Annotated in this window: 19 protein-coding genes; 9 read left to right on the top strand and 10 right to left on the bottom strand. The window is 66.3% G+C overall.

Features of this window, described 5'->3' with window-relative positions:
- A complete protein-coding gene (gene glcF, locus B6S44_RS18705; protein ID WP_129158380.1) occupies window positions 1-1,368 on the top strand; it encodes a glycolate oxidase subunit GlcF in 1,368 nt (455 codons plus the stop codon).
- Window positions 1,369-1,522: 154 nt separating this feature from the next.
- On the opposite strand, the gene B6S44_RS18700 is transcribed toward glcF, so the two are convergent.
- A complete protein-coding gene (locus tag B6S44_RS18700; RefSeq protein ID WP_129158379.1) occupies window positions 1,523-2,227 on the bottom strand; it encodes a DUF3053 family protein in 705 nt (234 codons plus the stop codon).
- 261 nt (window positions 2,228-2,488) lie between these two features.
- Here B6S44_RS18700 and hisS point away from each other — a divergent pair, with 261 nt between their 5' ends.
- The 4 genes from hisS to B6S44_RS18680 all read left to right on the top strand — a co-directional run bounded on the left by hisS (window position 2,489) and on the right by B6S44_RS18680 (window position 7,171).
- On the top strand, window positions 2,489-4,027 hold the full coding sequence (hisS, locus tag B6S44_RS18695; protein ID WP_129158378.1) for a histidine--tRNA ligase: 1,539 nt from the start codon (window positions 2,489-2,491) through the stop codon (window positions 4,025-4,027).
- A gap of 261 nt (window positions 4,028-4,288) precedes the next feature.
- Entirely contained in the window at window positions 4,289-5,392 is a 1,104-nt protein-coding gene (locus B6S44_RS18690; RefSeq protein ID WP_129158377.1) for an ATP phosphoribosyltransferase regulatory subunit, read from the top strand.
- A gap of 8 nt (window positions 5,393-5,400) precedes the next feature.
- Window positions 5,401-6,390, top strand: a complete 990-nt coding sequence (gene hisG, locus B6S44_RS18685; protein ID WP_129158376.1) for an ATP phosphoribosyltransferase — start codon at window positions 5,401-5,403, stop codon at window positions 6,388-6,390.
- Between the two features lie 298 nt (window positions 6,391-6,688).
- Entirely contained in the window at window positions 6,689-7,171 is a 483-nt protein-coding gene (locus B6S44_RS18680) for an META domain-containing protein (protein ID WP_164985883.1), read from the top strand.
- A gap of 148 nt (window positions 7,172-7,319) precedes the next feature.
- Here B6S44_RS18680 and B6S44_RS18675 read toward each other — a convergent pair whose 3' ends face one another.
- The 5 genes from B6S44_RS18675 to groES form a co-directional block, all read right to left on the bottom strand.
- Window positions 7,320-9,419, bottom strand: a complete 2,100-nt coding sequence (locus B6S44_RS18675) for an ABC transporter ATP-binding protein/permease (RefSeq protein WP_129158374.1) — start codon at window positions 9,417-9,419, stop codon at window positions 7,320-7,322.
- 131 nt (window positions 9,420-9,550) lie between these two features.
- A complete protein-coding gene (locus B6S44_RS18670; protein ID WP_110487857.1) occupies window positions 9,551-9,934 on the bottom strand; it encodes a DoxX family protein in 384 nt (127 codons plus the stop codon).
- Between the two features lie 128 nt (window positions 9,935-10,062).
- The gene (gene phnD, locus B6S44_RS18665; RefSeq protein ID WP_129158373.1) at window positions 10,063-10,980 is read right to left on the bottom strand and encodes a phosphate/phosphite/phosphonate ABC transporter substrate-binding protein; all 918 of its coding nucleotides are present in this window, start codon (window positions 10,978-10,980) and stop codon (window positions 10,063-10,065) included.
- Between the two features lie 155 nt (window positions 10,981-11,135).
- Window positions 11,136-12,773, bottom strand: a complete 1,638-nt coding sequence (gene groL, locus B6S44_RS18660) for a chaperonin GroEL (protein WP_129158372.1) — start codon at window positions 12,771-12,773, stop codon at window positions 11,136-11,138.
- Between the two features lie 42 nt (window positions 12,774-12,815).
- Complete coding sequence (gene groES, locus B6S44_RS18655; protein WP_129158371.1) at window positions 12,816-13,103, bottom strand: co-chaperone GroES; 288 nt, start codon at window positions 13,101-13,103, stop codon at window positions 12,816-12,818.
- Between the two features lie 216 nt (window positions 13,104-13,319).
- Between groES and B6S44_RS18650 the strand changes: the two genes are divergently transcribed.
- Together B6S44_RS18650 and B6S44_RS18645 are read left to right on the top strand one after the other, a co-directional pair.
- On the top strand, window positions 13,320-13,775 hold the full coding sequence (locus tag B6S44_RS18650) for a MarR family winged helix-turn-helix transcriptional regulator (RefSeq protein WP_129158370.1): 456 nt from the start codon (window positions 13,320-13,322) through the stop codon (window positions 13,773-13,775).
- Between the two features lie 74 nt (window positions 13,776-13,849).
- Window positions 13,850-14,323: a PaaI family thioesterase gene (locus B6S44_RS18645; protein WP_248309649.1), complete on the top strand. Its 474-nt coding sequence runs from the start codon at window positions 13,850-13,852 to the stop codon at window positions 14,321-14,323.
- Window positions 14,324-14,330: 7 nt separating this feature from the next.
- On the opposite strand, the gene B6S44_RS18640 is transcribed toward B6S44_RS18645, so the two are convergent.
- Window positions 14,331-15,140: an AraC family transcriptional regulator gene (locus tag B6S44_RS18640; RefSeq protein WP_129158368.1), complete on the bottom strand. Its 810-nt coding sequence runs from the start codon at window positions 15,138-15,140 to the stop codon at window positions 14,331-14,333.
- 85 nt (window positions 15,141-15,225) lie between these two features.
- Here B6S44_RS18640 and B6S44_RS18635 point away from each other — a divergent pair, with 85 nt between their 5' ends.
- Window positions 15,226-15,726, top strand: coding sequence for a hypothetical protein (locus tag B6S44_RS18635; protein WP_129158367.1), 501 nt, complete (start codon window positions 15,226-15,228; stop codon window positions 15,724-15,726).
- 17 nt (window positions 15,727-15,743) lie between these two features.
- Window positions 15,744-16,121 carry a VOC family protein gene (locus tag B6S44_RS18630; protein WP_129158366.1) on the top strand — a complete coding sequence of 126 codons (378 nt, stop codon included), beginning with the start codon at window positions 15,744-15,746 and terminating at the stop codon, window positions 16,119-16,121.
- A gap of 15 nt (window positions 16,122-16,136) precedes the next feature.
- Here the strand turns inward: B6S44_RS18630 and B6S44_RS30075 are convergent, their stop codons facing one another.
- The 3 genes from B6S44_RS30075 to B6S44_RS18615 all read right to left on the bottom strand — a co-directional run bounded on the left by B6S44_RS30075 (window position 16,137) and on the right by B6S44_RS18615 (window position 18,287).
- Window positions 16,137-16,841 carry a DUF930 domain-containing protein gene (locus tag B6S44_RS30075; protein ID WP_129158365.1) on the bottom strand — a complete coding sequence of 235 codons (705 nt, stop codon included), beginning with the start codon at window positions 16,839-16,841 and terminating at the stop codon, window positions 16,137-16,139.
- A gap of 106 nt (window positions 16,842-16,947) precedes the next feature.
- Window positions 16,948-17,790, bottom strand: coding sequence for a DMT family transporter (locus tag B6S44_RS18620; RefSeq protein WP_129158364.1), 843 nt, complete (start codon window positions 17,788-17,790; stop codon window positions 16,948-16,950).
- Entirely contained in the window at window positions 17,787-18,287 is a 501-nt protein-coding gene (locus B6S44_RS18615; RefSeq protein ID WP_129158363.1) for a GNAT family N-acetyltransferase, read from the bottom strand. Before B6S44_RS18615 ends, B6S44_RS18620 begins: the two co-directional genes overlap by 4 nt.
- Window positions 18,288-18,345 lie beyond the last annotated feature (58 nt).

Below are 18,345 nucleotides of genomic sequence, written 5' to 3'. Positions count from 1 at the left end.
ATGCAGACCAATTTCTCGCCCGAACTTCTCGCCTCCGATCCGCGCCTGCCGGCCTCCGAGAAGATCCTGCGCACCTGCGTGCATTGCGGCTTCTGCACCGCGACCTGCCCGACCTATCTGCTGCTCGGCGACGAGCTCGATTCCCCGCGCGGGCGCATCTACCAGATCAAGGACATGCTGGAGAGCGGCCGGCCGGCGAGCCCGGACGTGGTCAAGCATGTCGACCGCTGTCTCTCCTGCCTCTCCTGCATGACGACCTGCCCCTCGGGCGTGCACTACATGCACCTTGTCGACCATGCCCGCGCCCATATCGAGGAAACCTATGAGCGGCCCGTCGCCGACCGGACGCTGCGGGCCATCCTCTCGGCGATCCTGCCCTATCCCGGCCGCTTCCGCCTCGCCATGCTGGCGGCGCGCCTCGGCAAACCGCTGGCCGGGGCGCTCGGCGCGCTGCCTGTCATCGGAGCGCGGCTGAAGGCGATGCTGGCGCTGGCGCCCTGGAGCCTGCCCGACCGCTCGGCGATGGAGGGGCCGCGCTCCTTCCCGGCCGAGGGCGAACGGCGCCGACGCGTCGCCATTCTCTCCGGCTGCGCCCAGCCGGTGCTCGACCCCGGCATCAACGAGGCGACGATCCGCCTGCTCACCCGCCACGGCGTCGAGGTGGTGCTGCCCAAGGGCGAGGGCTGCTGCGGCGCGCTCGTCCACCATATGGGCCGCGAGCATGACGCGCTCGCCTTCGCCCGCGCCAATATCGATGCCTGGATGGCGGAGATCGAGGGCGAGGGGCTCGACGCCATCCTGATCACAGCCTCGGGCTGCGGCACGACGATCAAGGATTACGGTTTCATGTTCCGCGACGACGCGACCCATGCGGCGAAGGCGGTGAAGGTTTCGGCGCTCGCCAAGGACGTGACCGAGTTCGTCGAGACGCTGGAGTTGGCCCCGACCCGGAGCTTCGACCTCACGGTCGCCTACCACTCGGCCTGCTCGATGCAGCATGGCCAGCAGCTCAAGGACGGGCCGAAGCGCCTCTTGGCGCGCGCCGGCTTCCGCGTGAAGGAGGTGCCGGAAGGCCATATCTGCTGCGGCTCGGCCGGCGTCTACAACATCCTCCAGCCGGAGATCGCCGGACAGTTGCGCGAGCGCAAGGTCGGCAACATCCAGCGCACGAAGCCGGATCTCGTCGCCACCGGCAATATCGGCTGCATCACCCAGATTGCGAAGGGCTTTGCCGACCGCGGCGCGTCGACGCCGATCCTGCACACCGCCGAATTGCTCGACTGGGCGACCGGCGGGCCCTTGCCTGCGAGGCTGGCGAAGGCGGGGATCGGGGAGGCGGTTCCGGCCGGAGTCGTCGCAGCGGAGTGACTATGTGTCATGCTCGGGCTTGACCCGAGCATCTCAGCCCGGATGGGCTCTGGCCTGCGCCTTCTCGTCAGGAGATTCTCGGGTCTGCGCGGAGTTTATCCTCGGGCCGACCGAAGGTCGGACCCGAGGGCTCCGCCCGAGAATGACGCCGGCGTCAGTTCCCGTAGACCATCTGCCGGAGCTTCTGCTGAGCCGCGGTCATCGCCGATTGCTTGGTGTTCATGGCGGTGATCGCCGCCTGCACCCTGTTGCGCAGCGCCGTATTGCGCACATCGACCTGAGACCCGCTCACCCGGATCGCCGCCTTGTTCGCTTCGATCAGCTCGGCCAGCGCCAGGATCGCGGCGAAGGTCTCGTCGGTCACCGGGAAGACCTCGCGGACGGTCGCGGCCGGCTCCGTCACCAGTTTCTGGTAGGCGCTCGCATAGACCTTGGCGAGGTCTTCCGGCTGCTTGAGGGCGGCACGCTCGCTCTCGGCGGCGGCGAGCGCGGCGTCGAGCGCCTGGCGCATCTGGGTAAAGCCGGCGCGAACCGCTGCGATCTCGGTCTTGCGCGCGACCACGTCCTCGATCGAGCGCGGCGCGGCCTTGGCGGTCGCCTCCTGCATCGGCTTGCCGACCGTCGTGTTCATGCGCTCGTGGAAGCGCAGGATCACGGCATAGTGGCCGGCATAGTCGCCGAAGGATTTCTGCTTTTCGGCATCGGGGCGCGGCAGGCGCACGCCCGGGCGCGCCAGTATGTCCGTCTGCAGGAAGCCGATGAAGGCCTTGCGCTGGTCGGGCTCGCTCGGCCCGCAGGCGGCGAGCAGCAGCACCGCGAACAGGCAGGCCAGCAGGTTGCGTAGTCCGGCCTGCATCATCCATTCCTCGCGCCGCGGCCGGAGACTAGAGCCGGATCCGATAAGATTGCATCAATCCGATCGATGAATCGGTCTCTGACTTTAGTATCAGAGACCGCCTGCCGATCGGTTTCCGAGGCAAGCCGATCGGCAAGCGGTCTGTAATGCGCGATTATGGCCGCGGCTAGCCGGATTGCGGCCGCTGCGCTTGCTCCGCGCGCCGCAGCGGGCTAACCCGCCTCCAGACCCGGTCATAATCTCAACTCGAGTTTTAAAAATCCTATGTCCGCCCCTGCCAAGCTGAAGGCCCGCCAGCCGCGCGGTTTCGTCGATCGCGGCCCGGCCGATGTCGCCGCCACCGAGCGCATGCTCGCCGTGATCCGCGAGAGCTTCTCGCTCTACGGCTTCGATCCGGTCGAGACGCCTTTCGTCGAGTACACCGACGCGCTCGGCAAGTTCCTGCCGGACCAGGACCGCCCGAACGAGGGCGTCTTCTCGTTCCAGGACGATGACGAGCAGTGGCTCTCGCTGCGCTATGATCTGACGGCGCCGCTCGCCCGCTATGTCGCCGAGAATTTCGACGCGCTGCCAAAACCCTATCGCAGCTATCGCGTCGGCTACGTTTTCCGCAACGAGAAGCCGGGGCCGGGACGCTTCCGCCAGTTCATGCAGTTCGACGCCGACATCGTCGGCTCGGGCAGCGTTGCGGCCGATGCCGAGGCCTGCATGCTCGCCGCCGACACGATGGAGAAGCTCGGCATCAAGCGCGGCGACTATGTCGTCAAGGTCAACAACCGCAAGGTGCTCGACGGGGTGATGGAGGCGATCGGCCTCGGCGGCGAGGAGAATGCCGGCCGCCGTCTGACAGTGCTGCGGGCCATCGACAAGCTCGACAAGTTCGGGCCGGAGGGCGTGCGGCTGCTGCTCGGCGAGGGGCGCAAGGACGAAAGCGGGGATTTCACGAAGGGTGCGGGGCTGAGCGAGGAACAAGCCGATGTCGTACTTGGATACCTCGAGTTTCAATTAGACGAGGAGTTCGGCGACTGGGAAGGCGTGCTGGACGACTGGAAGCGATCTGTTGGCAACAGTGCAATCGGAAATGCTGGCGTTGAGGAGTTGGCTCAGATTCATGCGTTGTGCCGAGCTGCGGGGTATGGTTCTGATCGGATTGCATTTGAGTCCTCCGTCGTCCGCGGCCTCGAATACTATACCGGCCCGGTCTATGAGGTGGAGCTGACCTTCCCGGTCACCAATGAGGACGGCCAGGTCGTGCGCTTCGGCTCGGTGGCGGGCGGCGGGCGCTATGATGGTCTCGTCGGCCGCTTCCGGCCCGAGCCCGTGCCGGCAACCGGCTTCTCGATCGGCGTCTCCCGGCTCTATTCGGCGCTGAAGGCTGTGAAGTCGCCGATCGTCGATGCGAAGAACGATTTGCCGCTCGTCGTCGTCACCGCGATGGACAACAAGTCGCCGGAGTTCATGCCGGGCTATCAGAAGCTTGTCTCGGACCTCCGGCAGGCGACGGTCGAGGATGGCAAACCGCTCTGCCGCGCCGACCTCTATCTCGGCTCGTCCGGCTTCAACGCCCAGATGAAATATGCCGACCGGCGCGGCGCGGTTTGCGCCGTGATCCAGGGCTCGTCGGAACGCGAGGCCGGCACGGTCGTGATCAAGGACCTGATCCTCGGCGCCGAGCTCGCCGCTGCGGGCCGCGACGTCAAGGATTCCGCCGAGCACAAGGAGCGCCAGGCGCAGGCGCAGTTCTCTGTGCCGGTTGGTGAGCTGGTTGAGGGCGTGAAGAGGATGCTGGGGCGGCATTCATAAGGCGTGGGGAACCCCTCTCCTGTAAGGAGAGGGGCAGGGGTGAGGTGTTCGGACTGAAAACGTTGGCCGGAACCCGCCCGCGCGGTCAGCGCTCGCGGAACTGGTCGAGCGGGCTACACCTCACCCTGCCCTCTCCTTACAGGAGAGGGTTCCCCGCGCCCCTTCACGATTCCCGCTAACCCAATTCCCTAAAAACCATCGAAAATCGTAGCGGGCCCTGCTAGGACGGCGCCGCAATAGGATGTTTGTAAAGTGCCGGCCATGCGCTCAAAGCTCGAGACCGTGATCGCGCCGTTCGAGCGCGAGGGCTACCGGCGCGCCGAGCCGGCGATCCTGCAGCCGGTCGAGCCCTTCCTCGATCTCTCGGGTGAGGATATCCGCCGCCGCATCTTCCTGACGCAGGACGATGACGGGCGCGAATGGTGCCTGCGCCCCGAATACACCATCCCCGTCGCGCTGGCACATATCGCAGCCCATTCCGCCGAGCCGGCGTCCTATGCCTATGCCGGCCCGGTCTTCCGCATGCGTGCGAATGAGCCGAGCGAGTTCGCCCAGGCGGGTCTGGAATCCTTCGGGCGGACCGATTTCGCCGCCGCCGATGCCGAGATCATGGCGCTGACCGTCGAATCCGCCGCCTCGCTCGGCCTGAGCCGGCCGCGCCTGCTGATGGGCGATGTCGCGCTGCTGACGGCGCTGCTCGACCGGCTCGGCGTGCCGCAGGCCGCCCGCCGCCGGTTGATGCGTGCGGTTGCGCAAGGCAAGGGTGCCGATGCCGTCGCCGCGCTCGAGCCGCCGGCGAACGAGGTCGAACACGCCCATGCCGGCCTGCTCAAGGCGCTGGAAGGTCAGGACCCCAAGGCGGCGCGCGCTTTCGTCGAGGACGTGCTCTCGATCGCCGGGATCTCGACTGTCGGCGGCCGCTCGGCCGGCGACATCGCCGAGCGCTTCCTGGCGCGGGCGGCCGAGCGCGACAATCCGGTCAATGCCGAAGCGAGCGGCCTGATCGCGCATGCACTGGCCATCGGCGGCGATCCGGATGGCGCCTCCGCCGCCTGGCGCAAGCTCGCCGGCGAGGCCGGGCTCGACCTTGCCGCCGCCCTCGACGCCTTCGACGAGCGCACCGGCTTCCTCGCCGCGCGCGGCGTCGACGTCGCCAATATCTCGTTCTCGGCCGGCTTTGCCCGCAATCTCGACTACTACACCGGCTTCATCTTCGAGTTGCACGATCCGGCCCGGCCGGATCTCAAGCCGATCGCGGGTGGCGGCCGCTATGACGGCGTGCTCCAGCGCCTCGGTGCGCCGGCACCGGTGCCGGCGGTGGGCGCCTCACTCTGGCTCGACCGCCTCGCGGGAGGCAAGGCATGAGCGCAACGATGACCCAGACTCAGACCAACGACGCGCCGCTGGTCCTTGCCGTTCCCTCCAAGGGACGTCTGCAGGAGAACGCCACCGCCTTCTTCGGCAGGGCAGGGCTCAGCTTCGTGCAGGCGCGCGGGCAGCGCGAATATCGTGGCCAGATCGCCGGGCTCGGCGGTGCCGAGGTCGCCTATCTCTCGGCCTCCGAGATCGTCGCCCAGCTGTCTTCCGGCGCCGCCCATCTCGGCATCACCGGCGAGGATCTGGTCCGCGAGCAGGTCGCCGACGCCGATGCCAGCATGGTCCTGCTGGCGCCGCTGGGCTTCGGCCAGGCCAATGTCGTCGTCGCCGTGCCGCAGGCCTGGATCGACGTCCGCACCATGGCCGATCTCGACGACGTCGCCGCGACCATGCGCGCCCGCAACGGCCGCAAGCTGCGCGTCGCCACAAAGTATGTGAACCTGACCCGCCGCTTCTTCGCCAGCCATGGCCTCGCCGACTACCGCATCGTCGAGAGCCTGGGCGCGACCGAAGGTGCGCCGGCAGCCGGCACCGCCGAGATCGTGGTCGACATCACCACCACCGGCGCGACGCTCTCTGCAAATGCGCTGAAAGTGCTCGATGACGGCGTGATCCTGGCGTCGGAGGCCAATCTCGTCGCCTCCGTGCGCGCGCCCTGGGGCAAGCAGGCGCGGGATGCCGCCGCCGCCATCCTCTCGCGCATCGCCGCGGAGGAGGAGGCGCGCTCGCTGCGCGAGGTCCGCGCCGTGCTGAACGCCGTCTCGCCGCAGCGGCTCGGCGAGATCGCGCACCGGCTTGGTGCGCGCCTGCCCTTCGGCGCGTCCGGCAGCGACGGCGTCGTCACGCTGCATTGTCCGCGCAAGGCGGTGTTCCCGCTGGTCGAGGAACTGAGCAAGGCCGGTGCCGACGACATCACCGTGCGAACGCTCGATTACGTCTTCCGCCGCTCCAATCCGCTGATCGAACGGCTGCTGGCGCGCATTTGACACGCCGGATTCCCGACGCAATGTCCGGGTAATTCAGTCGGGCGAGGCGATTTCGGTGCAAGTCGTACCAAAAGCGGTGCGATCGAGACTTGCGCTCGCCACCACGATCGGTGCAGTGGAAAGTATCGGGTTCTCGTAGAGCCGGATGATTTCAGTTGGCATCGCAAGGCGATGCCAACTGAAATCTGAATCCGTCTCTCATCAAAAGGTTAGAGCAGGATCGATGCGAAAAACCGGTTCCCACTTTTTCGCATCCTGCTCTAAGGCTGTCGCTCTTTCCAATCGGGGTCTGGACCAGTTGAATACGCAGTCGCGCCTTGGCCTCCTGGCCGCCCTCGTTCTCTCCCTGTCGCCTGTCCTGGTGAGTGATGCGCTCGCCCAGGGGCGCCAGCGGCCGTCGCAGATTCCGCAGCAAGGGCAGGACGCTCCGCCGCCGCGGCAGCAGGAGAAGAATTTCCCGCTCGACGCCTCCTGGACCCTGAACCAGATGAACGGCAAGCCAAATACTGGCTACCGCGCGACGCTGAAGGTCGATTCCAATCTGCGTGGTACCGGCTTTGCCGGCTGCAACACCTTCTCGGCTTCGGCCTATCCGCTACGCCAGCAGGCTTTCGCCGTCGGCCCGATCGCGGTGACCAAGATGGCCTGCGACAAGGGCGCCTCCGACTTCGAACGCGGCTATCTGACGGCGCTGCGCACCGCCCAGAAATGGGACCTGGTCGAGGGTCGTCTCGTCATCAAGACGGGCACGGGCGAGCTCCGCTTCGATCGCGGAATCTGAGCTGGCGCGAAGCCGTCCCGCCGCTTCTCGTCATGGTCGGGCTTGTCCCGACCATCCATGTCTTCCTCTCGGTCAGATGCGGTGTTCAAGACGTGGATGCTCGCCACAAGGGCGAGCATGACGTGCTGGGTTTCGTAGCGCTGTCGGACTAGCCCGCCGCTTCCATGGCCTTCGCCTTCGGGCTGAAGGTGCCGTCGGCATTCTTCTCCATCGCGATCAGCTCGTCGTGCATGGCGCGCAGAGTCGAACGATGACCGATCGAGACGATGCTGGTTTGCGGCAGCTCGCGCCGGATCACCTCGTAGATCTCGCCTTCCAGCTTCTCGTCGAGCGAGGCGGTCGCCTCGTCGAGGAAGAGCCAGTCCGGCTTGGCCAACAGGGCGCGCGCCACCGCGAGGCGCTGCTGCTCACCGCCCGAGAGGCGCTGGCCCCAGAGATCGACTTCGTCGAGCCGCTCGGCGAGATGGCCGAGCTTGACCTTGTCCATCGCCGCATGGATTTCCGCGTCACTGAACGCATCGGGTTCGGCCGGATAGGCGAGCGCAGCCCGCAGGGAGCCTTGCGGCAGATAAGGCCGCTGCGGCAGGACGAGCATGCGTTGCCCCTCCGGCGTCACGACCTTGCCCTCGCCGAATGGCCAGATGCCGGCGAGCGCCCGGAACAATGTCGACTTGCCCGAGCCGGATGGCCCGACCACCAGCGTCGAATGCCCACCCGGCAGAGTGAGGCCGGAAGCCTGCACGATCGGCTGCCCGTTCGGCAGGTTGAGAGCGAGCGTCTCGATCGTGGCGTCCTTGACCGGCTTCTCGACGATATCGATCGCTGCGCCTTCTCCACCGGCGCCCTGCGCCTCAGCCTTGGCGATCGCCGCCTCGAAGGTGGTGAGACGGTTGATCGAGGCGAGATAGGAGGCGATCGACTGGTAGCTGTTGATGAAGAAGGACATGGCCGTCTCGACCCGGCCGAAAGCCGAGGACACCTGCGTCAGCACGCCGAAGGCGATCGCACCGGCGAAGTAGTAGGGCGCCAGCAAGACGAAGGGGATGACGACGTTCGCCTGATTATAGGAGAGCGTGAAGGTCGTCAGCTTCAGCCTGCGCCAGAGCAGGTGGTAGAAATTGTCGACGATGCCGCCGAAGGTCTCGCCGAGATGACGCCGCTCGGCCCCTTCGCCGCGCATCAACGCGATCTGCTCGGAGTATTCGCGCAGGCGAGCGAGAGCGAAGCGGAAGTTCGCCTCGCGCCGCTCCTGCTCGAACTCGAGCCCGATCAGCGGCTTGCCGATCAGATGAGTGATCCAGGTTGCGATCGCGGCGTAAATCAGTGTCGCCCAGAAGATGAAGCCGGGGATTACGAGGTCGGTGCCGGGCACGGTGATCGCCACGGGGATCGACCAGAGGATGATCGAGAACGAGACCAGCGTTGAGACCTGGGTAATCAGCGTCAGCGAGAAGCTGTAGGTCTGGTTCAGGAAGGCCCGCGTGTCTTCCGAAATGCGCTGGTCGGGGTTGTCCGCCGTGCCGGCGAGCGAGATACGGTAGTGGTTGCCGTTGCCGAGCCAGCGCTTGTTGTATTCGGCGGCCATCCATTCGCGCCAGCGGATCAGCAGGACCGAATTGGCGACGGTCTCGATCAACACGCTGATCACGGAGACTGCTGCCCAGACGCAAAAGACGTTGATGAGCTGTTCCCAGAAAGCCGGCGCGTTCTTCTCCTGCAGGGCGTTGTAGAAGTCGCGATAGAAGAAGTTGATGCGCAGCGAGATGCCGACCTGCGCCTGGTTGAGGACGATCAGGAAAACGACGAGCGCGACCGCGAAGGTGCCGAGCCGCATGCGGTAGCGGCCGAATGGTCCGAGATTGGCGATCTGCGGCTCGGAGGATTCGAAATAAGGCGAGGCGATGCGGGCAATGCGCTGCACCACCGGCACGAAGGAGACCAGGTAGATCAGGATGCCGAAGACGGCGACCGTCGTGCCGAGGCTGGCCGGCGGCGCCGCAGCCTGCCAGGCGGTGGGCCAGAGCCCGAGCTGGGCAAGCAGCGCGCCGGCGCCGAAAATCACATACTCCGTGCCGAAGATGCCGGAGAAGATTTTCAGGAAGAACGGGATGCTGGTCGAGCGGAACGTGGCGAACGCCAGCAGCAAGCCGACGACGCCGAGGCCGAGAATGCCCGTACTCCCGCTTTGCTGGCCGACCACGAGCGCGATCACGGCGAGCGCGGCGATGGCGAAACTCAACAGGCGCATGGCGTCGTCCTTGTCGGGGAATCAGCGCGGGAGCCGCGCTGCTCAGGAGAGAGCGTTGTAGATCAGCCCTGCGCACAAAAAAGGCCCGGCTCAAGACCGGGCCGCGCTTTTTCAGCGTTTTGTGATCTGGCTCAGTCCTTGTCGACCGAATAGGCGCCAGCGCCGGCTGTGAACAGCACGAGGAAGCCGCCGGCGACCGCGAGGTTCTTCATGAACAGCAATTGCTGCATCGGCTGCGCCCAGTTCATGTGGAAGAGCACGGAAGCGGCGATGGTGAAGGCGAACAGCGCGAGTGCCGCAAGGCGGGTCTTGTAGCCGACGACGATCATCAGGCCGCCGATCAGTTCGACGATGATCACCAGCGGCAGCAGAATCCCGGGAACGCCGGCGGAGCCCATATAGGCTTGCGTTCCCGCATAGCCGTTGATCTTGGACCAGCCGCCGAGGACGAACATCAGGGCGAGCAGGATGCGACCGACGAGCTTGGCGGCGTCGGCCAGGGCAGGGTTGTTCATGAAGTGACCCCCGAAAGCATGGACGCGGCAGGATGCCGCACCCGTCGCGATCTAGGGCCTACAACGAAAGTCGATGCAAGACTGCGGAGCCTCTTCCTTGTGCAAAGCGCGCAATTGCCAAGTTCGGCTCAGCCGCCCGGTTTCTGCTTGCGACGCGCTTCCAGCTCCTCGGTCACGGCGATGACGTCGAGATAATCCTCGTGCTTGGCCGGCGCATAGCGCGACACTTGCCCGTCGGTGAAGGTCTTGAACACCTCCGGCGCCTCGTCCTTCATCGCCATCATCGCGGCGACGAACTCGTCCTTGAGCGCTTGCGGCAGGTTGGCGCGCGTCGAGAACGGGCTCGCCGGGATCAGCGGCGAGGTCCAGATCACCCGGGTCGCGCCGGCCGGGATCATGCCGCGGCCGGCGAGGCGCTGCACCACGCCGGAATTCTCGTTGACCTGGAAGGTGGCGACGCCGTCGAACTGGCCGCGCACCAGCGCGATCACCGAATTGTCATGGCCGCCGGAGAACACCGTGCCGCCGAAATGCGTCTGCGGATCGAAGCCCTGCTTGCGCAGGTAATAGGACGGGAAGGCGTAGCCCGAGGTCGAGTTCGGGTCGGCGAAGGCGAAGTTCTTGCCCTTCAGATCGGCGACCGACTTGTAGGGGCTCTCGGCGCGCACGACGACGACCGAGTAATAGCCCTCCTGGCCGTTGTTATCGACATCGCGGAACAGCGGCTGCAATTTGTCGCCGAGCACGCGCCGGCCGAGCGAATAGACCGCCGGCCCGAAGCGTGAGAATTCGAGCTGGTCTGCGCGCATCGCCTCGACGAGGCCGGCATAGTCGCTGACCCGGTAGATCTTCACGGGGACGCCGAGCTTCTTGGCCAGATAGTCAACCATCGGCTGGTTGCGGGCGATCGCTGCCGCCTCGTTCTCCGCCGAAGAGACGCCGAAGCGAACTTCCCGGATGCTCTGACGCCAGTCATCCTGCTGGGCAAGGATGGGCGAGGCGGCGACCGAACCGAGTCCGGCAAGCAGCAGGCGACGCGTGAGCATGGTGGAACTCCGGCGAGAAAGCCGAACTCTGCCCAGCGCCTGAGTCAGGGCGTTTACGGAGCGATGTCGTTTGCAAGACGCGCCGGCAAACGGAAAAAGGCCCGGCTTGCGCCGGGCCTTCCATTCTTGTCGAGCTGGAGAGCTCGGACTTCCTATCAGAAGTCCATGCCGCCCATGCCGCCGCCGCCCATCGGGGGCATCGGGGCGTCCTTCTTCGGCGCCTCGGCGATCATCGCCTCGGTGGTGATCAGCAGGCCGGCGATCGAAGCCGCGTCCTGGATCGCCGTACGCACGACCTTGGTCGGGTCGATGATGCCGGCCTTGACCAGATCGCCGTATTCGCCGGTCTGGGCGTTGTAGCCGTAGGCGTAGTCCTTCGACTCCAGCAGCTTGCCGACCACGACCGCGCCGTCATCGCCAGCGTTGTCGACGATCTGCTTGGCCGGAGCGGTGATCGCCTTGCGGACGATCTCGACGCCGGTCTTCTGGTCGTCGTTCTGGGTCTTGATCGCCTTGACGGTCTGGAGCGCGCGCAGGAGGGCGACGCCGCCGCCCGGCAGGATGCCTTCTTCCACCGCAGCGCGGGTGGCGTTCAGGGCATCGTCGACGCGGTCCTTCTTCTCCTTGACCTCGACCTCGGTCGCGCCGCCGACGCGGATGACCGCGACGCCGCCGGCGAGCTTGGCCAGACGCTCCTGGAGCTTCTCACGGTCGTAGTCCGAGGAGGTCTCCTCGATCTGCGCCTTGATCTGCGAAACGCGGCCTTCGATGTCCTTCTTCTTGCCGGCGCCGTCGATGATCGTGGTGTTCTCCTTCTCGATGCGCACCTTCTTGGCGCGGCCGAGCATGTTGAGCGTCACGGTCTCGAGCTTGATGCCGAGGTCTTCCGAGATCATCTGGCCGGCGGTCAGGATCGAGATGTCCTCGAGCATGGCCTTGCGGCGGTCACCGAAGCCCGGAGCCTTGACGGCCGCGACCTTCAGGCCGCCACGGAGCTTGTTGACGACGAGCGTGGCGAGAGCCTCACCCTCGACGTCCTCGGCGATGATCAGCAGCGGCTTGCCGGTCTGCACGACGGCCTCGAGGATCGGCAGCATCGCCTGGAGCGACGACAGCTTCTTCTCGAAGATGAGGATGTAGGGGTCCTCGAGCTCGGCGACCATCTTCTCGGCATTGGTGATGAAGTAGGGCGAGAGATAGCCACGGTCGAACTGCATGCCCTCGACGACGTCGAGCTCGGTCTCGGCGGTCTTGGCCTCCTCGACGGTGATGACACCCTCGTTGCCGACCTTCTGCATCGCGGTCGCGATCATCTTGCCGACCGACTCGTCGCCGTTCGCCGAGATCGTGCCGACCTGCGCGACTTCCGCGTTCGAGGTGACCTTCTTGGAGTTCTTCTTCAGGTCCGAAACGATCGCCTCGACCGCAAGGTCGATGCCGCGCTTCAGGTCCATCGGGTTCATGCCGGCGGCGACCGACTTCAGGCCTTCGCGCATGATGGCGGCGGCGAGAACCGTAGCGGTCGTGGTGCCGTCGCCGGCGGCGTCGTTCTGCTTCGAGGCCACTTCGCGCACCATCTGGGCGCCCATGTTCTCGAACTTGTCGGCGAGCTCGATCTCCTTGGCGACGGTGACGCCGTCCTTGGTGATGCGCGGGGCGCCGAACGACTTCTCGATCACGACGTTGCGGCCCTTGGGACCAAGCGTGACCTTGACGGCGTTGTTCAGGATCTCGACGCCGCGCAGCATCTTGTCGCGGGCATCAGTGGAAAAACGGACTTCTTTGGCAGCCATGAGACTACTCCTGATTGAGGGCTTGAAGGAACGTCAGGCTGTTCAGCCGATGACGCCCATGATGTCGGATTCCTTCATGATCAGGAGATCCTGGCCGTCGATCTTGACTTCGGTGCCGCTCCACTTGCCGAAGAGGACGCGATCGCCCTTCTTGACATCGAGGGCAACCAGCTTGCCGGCTTCGTCGCGGGCGCCGGGGCCGACGGAGACGATTTCGCCCTCTTGGGGCTTTTCCTTGGCGGTATCGGGGATGATGATGCCACCCTTGGTCTTCTCTTCGCCATCAAGGCGACGGACCACAACGCGGTCATGCAGCGGACGGAACTTCATGGTTCTGTCTTCCTCTCGGTCGTATTCTGGACGGGCTCGAGTTTGGCCCGTGAAAGGGATCTGTTAGCAGTCTCACCAAGTGAGTGCTAACGGACGTCGCGGAGATAGGCCTGAGGCCCGCAGGAGTCAAGGAAACCGCCGCGCAAAAGGTGAACGCGGCAACCGGCCGCCGATCTGCCTGCTGCGGCCGCACGTTAAACCGGCTATCGTGGCGAGATGACGACGCCAGCGCACGATCTCCACCTCGACGACATCGCCCGCTCCTGTGTCGTGCTGCATGTCCGCATGACCGCGCGGGCCGTGACCCGCGCCTATGACGAGGCGATGCGGCCGAGCGGCCTCAAGATCACCCAGTTCGTACTGCTCTCGGCGCTCTCGACTGGTGCCTGGCGCTCGGTCACCGAGCTCGCCGACCGCTTCGCGCTGGAGCGGACCTCGCTGACCCGCAACCTGCAACTCCTCGCAGCCGAGAAGCTGATCGAGCCGGTCGATTGCAAGGGCAGGGCGCTGACCTATGCCGTGACCGAGAAGGGCCGCGCCGCGATCGAGGCGGCGATCCCCTATTGGCGCGCGGCGCAGGACAGGATCGAGGGCGGGCTTGGCCAGGAACGCTGGAGCGAGACGCGCGACAATCTCAAGGCGATCCGGCGGGCGGCAAGGCAGGTCGGCTGAGCCGCGCGTGCAAGCTTGACCGAGTCGGTCAGCCATCTCTATCGTGCATCTACACGATAGAGATGGAGTCGGACATGTCCCGTGAGATCGGTGTCGTCAGCCGCGATGTTCTGCTCGCGGAGGATGGCGTGTCCTTCCTGCGCGGGGTGATCGAGGGGCGCCATCCCGGCCCGCCCTTCGCCGATGCGATGGATTTCGACATCGCCGAAGTCGAGGAGGGCAGGGTGGTCTTCGTCGGCACGCCCTCGCCGCGCTTCTTCAATCCGCTCGGGACGATCCATGGCGGCTGGACGGCCACCATCCTCGATTCCGCCATGGCCTGCGCCGTGCATTCGACGCTGCGGGCCGGTGAGGGCTACACCACGCTGGAGATGAAGCTGAACTATGTCCGCCCGGTCATGCCGGGAAACGGCCCGGTGCGCTGCGAGGGCAGGCTGATCCACCGCGGCGGCTCGGTCGCGACGAGCGAGGGCAAGCTGGTCGATGCGCAGGGCAAGCTGTTGGCGCATGGGACCGAGACCTGCATGATCTTCGGCGCGAAGCGCTGAGCGCCGCTCAGGCTCTGCGATAGTCGCTCGGGTTCGCGCCCATCACCCGCTTGAAGCGGCGGTTGAAGGTCGAAAGATCGCCGAAGCCGCAATCGAAGGCGATGCTGGCGACTGGTAGCTCGCTCCGGCGCAGCAGCAATGCCGCCCGGTGCAGGCGAGTGCGCAGCACATATTGGTGCGGCGTCATCCCGATCAGCGCCCGGAAGGTGCGCAGGAAATGATAGGGGCTCATCGCCGCCTGCCTGGCCAGCGCATCGAGCGAGAGCGCCTCTTCGCAATGCCCTTCGATGTGGCGCAGCGCCCGCGTGATCCGCCGCTGGTCGCGGGCGCTTGGCCGCTCGGCTACAGACTTCTCGCCCGACAGCACGCTCGCCACGGTGCCGGCAAGGCGCATAGCGGTCTCCTCGAGCCTGTCGGGATCATCAGTAATGGCTTCCGCTTCGGCCAGGAGGCCAGCCAGCGCAGGGAGCGGCGGGAGATGTGCCAGCCCGAAATCGTTGCGCCGGGCACCGGGCACCGCCGCGATGATGCCTTCGAGATAGGCCGGCTCGAACTGGAAGGCGAGGCAGCGGTCGCCGGTCGCATGTTCATGGCCGCATTCGAAGCAGGCGCCGCGATTGCCGAGCAGCAGCGAGCCCGGCGCCAGGACAGCGCTGCCCTGCGTCGAGCGGTACCGGAACGAGCCGCTGCGGACGATGGCGATGCAATGATGCGGATGCTCTTCCTCGAAGGCGCGGTCCTTCGGGCCGGCGGTGCAGACGATATCGCTGACCCGCCAGCCGGGGCCTGAAGCCAGAAGATGAGCGGTCGCGGTCATGCTGACGAGTTTAGCAGTTTTTCCCAAGCAAGGCCCGGGGCTTCGGGTCTAGCTGGCGCCAAGTTGATCAAGACGGAGTCCGATCATGACAGCAGCGCCATCGACGCTGGCCGATGTTCTCATCGCTGACGGGCCGGCGCCCGAATATGCGGAGAAGCTCGCCCTCTACGGCCAGTTTGTCGGCGCCTGGACCATGGAGGCGGTGATCCACACCGACGATAGCCAGCGTCATGAGGCCAGGGGTGAAATCCGCTTCGGCTGGGTGCTCGATGGGCGCGCCGTGCAGGATGTCTGGAGCCTGCCCGGCTTCTTCCACGGCACGACGCTGCGCATCTACGACCCCGACCAGGACGCCTGGCACATCCGCTGGAACGACCCGGTCAAGCAATACTACACGCACCAGATAGGCCGCGCCGATGGCAAGGACATCGTCCAGCACGGCAAGCTCGAGGACGGCACCGCGATCCGCTGGCGCTTCACCGAGATCACGCCGGACTCGTTTCACTGGATCGGCGACCACTCGCGCGATGGCGGCGCGAGCTGGCAGATCCAGGCCGATGTCCGCGCCAAGCGCATCAAGACCTGACAGGGAGAAGACAAGCCATGTTCGATCACGTTTCCATCGGCGTTCGCGAGATCGCCAGCACCAAGCGCTTCTACGACGCCGCGCTCGGCGCCCTCGGCTATGACTGCCTGAGCGCCGACGAAAGCTCGCTCGGCTATGGCAAGGGCAGTGTCGGGCTCTGGATCGGGGCGGCCTCGGCGCCGGTGCCGCCGGACCGCGAGTCGAACCTGCATTTCTGCTTCGTCGCGCCGACGCGCCAGAGCGTCCACGCCTTCCATGCCGCGGCGCTGGCAGCAGGCGGCAGCGACAATGGCAAGCCGGGCCTGCGCGAGTCCTATGGTCCCGACTACTACGCCGCCTTCGTCGTCGATCCCGACGGCTACCGGCTCGAGGCCTATTGCAGCAAGCCGGCCTGAGGCGACCGCAACAGATTAATGCTCGGGCGGCAGATCATGTGCCGCCCATTCGCTGCGCGGGATCGCCTCGCCGACGCGGAACTGGAAGCCGGCGACCTTGCCGTTCGCCGCCATCTCGCAGCGGAACCGCAAGCCATACCATTGCTTGCGGCTGCGGAAGGCAGCTCCGTCCGCTTCCAGCGCAGTCTTCGACTGCCTCGTGCCGGCCATGGCGAAAGCCACGACGCGGTCGGGCTCGAACTCCGCCTTCCAGGCATGGATCTGGCTCATCGCCTCGAGATTGCAGAGCTGCTCGATGCGCTCGGCCGCGTCGAGCGTCTTCAGCGCTTCGCGCGTCCCGCGGCTGCGCGGATTGGCCAGCACGCTTTCGGAATGCAGCACCCGGGCCGTGATCATCGCCGGTGGCTCGGCCGGTGGTGGAACGGGCGGGACGGCCGGCTTCTCGGAGGGTGGAGTGTCAGGGGCCGCTTGCGGGGGCGGCACGATCTCAGCGGCCTGTGGAGGGGCGGGCGCCCGCACCGGCGCCGGTGGTGGTGGTGAGGTCGGCGTCAACGCCTCCGGTCCGACCAGTTCGACCTCGACGCTTGCCTCGCTTACCGGAACGAAGCCGCTGAAGGCTCGGACAGCGAGCAGGGCGCCAAGCAAGGCAAGATGCAGGCAGAGCGCGACGGCCAGGCCGGGTTCGCGAAGGGCGCGAACAGCGGGGCCGGGGCGCTGCATGCCCTGATCAATCGCCGTTGGTGCGGAAGGAGGGCATGAGCGGCGTGCGCTTCCCTTGAGGCGTTCCGTGCAGAAGTCCGACCAAGCAGGCGATTTTGCGGCGGGGTCAGCGCCGGCTTACGGCGAAGGCACCGGCGACGATCAGGGCCGCGCCTGCAAAGGTGGTCCAGAGTGGCACCTCGCCGAAGACGAACCAGCCGAGCAGGCTCGCCCAGATCAGCGCCGTGTACTCGATCGGCGCCAATCGCGAGGCGGGCGCCCGGGCGAAGGCCGAGGTCAGCGAGAGATGCCCGGCGACGCCGAGTGCGCCGGCGCCAAGATAAGCGAGCAGATCGCCGCCGCTCATCGGCATGAAGACGAAATAGGCTGGCCAGGCCAGGCACAGCGCCGGCCCGGCATTCTGGAACAGCACGATGATCGCCGGATGTTCCTTCACCGCGATCCGCCGCAGCAGGATCAGGTTGAAGGCATAGGAGACCGCGGAGAACAGCGCAGCGGCGACGCCGAGCTCGGCGCCGGTGACGCCGCCCTTCAAACGCGGCCAGACCATCACCAGCATGCCGGCGAGGCCGAAGCCGAGCGCCTGCAGGATGCGCCCGTCGAGCCGTTCCTTCAGGATCAGGGCCCCGAGCAGGGCGACGAAGACCGGCGCGAGGAAGGACAGCGTCAGCGCCTCGGCCAGTGGCAGCACCGAGACCGAATAGAAGAAGCTGCCGGCGGTCAGGATCACCACCGGCACGCGCACCGTATTGCCGATCAGGCTGGCGCGCGTCGGAAAGGTGGGACGCAGGAAGGCGAGCACCACGAGCGCGCACAGGCCGCCCATGGCAAAGCGCATGAACAGCGCCAGCAGGAACGGATGCTGTTGCATCTGCGCCTTGATCACCGCGTCCATCGCGGTGAGCAGCGCGATGCCGAACGCTGCCCGCAGCGCGGTGTTGGGGTTCATGGCCGGGCCGCGGCGAGCGGCTTGCGGAAATGGTATTCCCAGGTGGCGGAGATGTCGGCGAGATAACGCTCGCCCGGCCAGCGCACGAAGCCGAGCTTCTCATAGAAGCGGTGGCCGCGGGTGAACTTGCTGTCCGACCACAGCATCATCTCGCCATAGCCGCCGGCCTCGGCGAAGGCGAGTGTGCGTGCGAACAGCGCCTGCGCCAGTCCGCTGCCGCGCTGGCTCGGGTCGGCATAGACCTTGAACAGCTCGACCGCGTTCTGGTCCGGCACGGGAACGACGGCGATCGAGCCCACGACGCGGCCATCCGGCCCATCCGCGACCCAGTGCCTGCCGCCCTTCTCGGCATAGTGACTGGCCGGGCGGCGCAGCTCCGGGAATTCCGACCAGTCGAAGAAACAGTTCGGATATTCGGCGAAGGTCGCGGAGATCAAGGCGGCGAGCGGTTCCGAATCGGCGTCGGTGGCGTCGCGAAGGGCGGGCAGGGCGATCATGATGGATCGCTTAGGGCCAATGTGGCCCGCTGCAAAGATGGGTCGCTCGCGCTCCTGC

Source organism: Allobosea sp. Tri-44 (assembly GCF_004123845.1).
Taxonomy (GTDB): Bacteria; Pseudomonadota; Alphaproteobacteria; order Rhizobiales; family Beijerinckiaceae; genus Allobosea.
Note: the sequence above shows the minus strand (reverse complement) of the source record. Positions and strands in the feature narration are given on the sequence as shown.